Source organism: uncultured Wocania sp. (genome assembly GCF_964021735.1).
Lineage (GTDB): Bacteria > Bacteroidota > Bacteroidia > Flavobacteriales > Flavobacteriaceae > Wocania_A.
In genome coordinates this window covers 1-1,915 of the sequence record NZ_CAXIBN010000289.1, presented here as the reverse complement: position 1 = coordinate 1,915, position 1,915 = coordinate 1, and the positions used below count along the sequence as shown (strand labels likewise).

Below are 1,915 nucleotides of genomic sequence, written 5' to 3'. Positions count from 1 at the left end.
GTAAACAACAATTCTCTATACTTTGTTAGTGGCCAAATCTCATCGTCTATAAGTAATTCTAATTTATCGCAATGATAACGAATATCTTCAAACAATGGTTTTACATTAAAGCAATAAGCGTGCGCTTTTTTCTCTGCATCTTCAATGGTATTAGCTTGCTTTCTTTCATTAATCATTTTAGTAACATTAGCATTAATGCCTTCTATATGACTTGAAATGTCTTCAATTAAATTGATTTGCTCTTTAGAAACTTCTTTAAATTTTTTATCAAAAATCTCTTTTAAACCTCTAACATTTTCAATTAAAGTATTTTGATATTTAACAGCAGTTGGAACAATATGATTACGCGCTATATCTCCTAAAACGCGGCCTTCTATTTGAATATGCATAATATATGCTTCAATTTCAATCTCGTAACGTGCTTCGGTTTCAATTTTACTCATTACATTCATGTCTTCAAATAATGCAATAGTCTCTTTAGACACTCTAGATTTTAATGCCTCTGGTGTGGTTTTATTATTACTTAACCCTCTTTTCTTTGCTTCTTTTTCCCAAGCTTCACCATAGCCATTCCCTTCAAACAAAATACGCTTAGAAGATTTAATATACTCGCGTAAAACATTAAAAATAGCTTCATCTTTCTTTAAATCTTTCTTATCTATTAATTTATCAACTTCTACTTTAAAGTCTTTTAATTGTTTGGCTACTATAGTGTTTAGAACCGTCATTGGGTTACCGCAATTAGCGGTTGAACCCACAGCTCTAAACTCAAATTTATTCCCAGTAAATGCAAACGGTGACGTTCTGTTTCTATCTGTATTATCCAACAAAACATCAGGGATTTTACCAACCACGTTTAGTTTTAATTCAGTTTTCTCTTGAGGCGATAATTTACCTTTGGTAACCCCTTCTAACTCCTCTAAAACTTTAGTTAATTGTTCACCAATAAAAACAGAAATAATTGCAGGCGGTGCTTCGTTAGCACCCAATCTGTGATCGTTACTAGCAGACGCTATAGTTGCTCTTAAAAGTGCTTCATGCTCGTTAACGGCTTTAATAGTATTAATAAAAAAGGTTAAAAATTGTAAATTACTCATTGGTGTTTTTCCTGGAGCCAATAAATTCACACCTGTATCTGTTGATAATGACCAGTTATTATGCTTTCCAGAGCCATTTATTCCTTTAAAAGGTTTTTCGTGAAATAATACTTTAAAATTATGACGAGAAGCTACTCGATTCATAATATCCATTAATAAAGAATTATGGTCGACTGCCAAATTAGCTTCTTCGTAAATAGGTGCTAATTCAAACTGATTTGGAGCTACTTCGTTATGCCTTGTTTTTACTGGAATTCCTAAAAGCATACATTCTGTTTCTAACTCACGCATGAAATTTAAAGCTCTACTAGGAATTGAACCAAAATAATGATCGTCTAATTGTTGCCCTTTTGCAGATGAATGCCCTAACAATGTTCTGCCGGTCAAAGTAATATCTGGACGACTTGCTGCTAATGTTTTATCAATTAAAAAGTACTCTTGCTCCCATCCTAAAGAAGATGTTACCTTTTTTACGTTTTTATCAAAATATTTACAAACCGCAGTTGCAGCCTCGTCTATAGCATGTAAGGCTCTTAATAAAGGCGTTTTATAATCTAAAGCTTCTCCTGTGTAAGCCACAAAAATTGTAGGAATACATAAGGTGGTTCCGTAAATAAAAGCAGGCGAGGTTGGATCCCATGCTGTGTAACCACGAGCCTCAAAAGTGTTTCTTATTCCTCCGTTAGGAAAACTTGATGCATCTGGCTCCTGTTGCACTAATTGACCACCACCAAATTTTTCGATAGCCATACCGTTACCAATGGTTTCAAAAAAAGCATCGTGCTTTTCGGCTGTTGCTCCTGTTAATGGCTGAAACC

The 1,915-nt window shown here is 34.1% G+C and carries 1 protein-coding gene; it reads right to left on the bottom strand.

Annotated features, from left to right (window positions below; all coding sequences use genetic code 11):
- On the bottom strand, positions 1-1,915 hold a 1,915-nt coding region (locus AADI82_RS15045), incomplete at both ends, for a glutamine synthetase III (protein WP_341217223.1).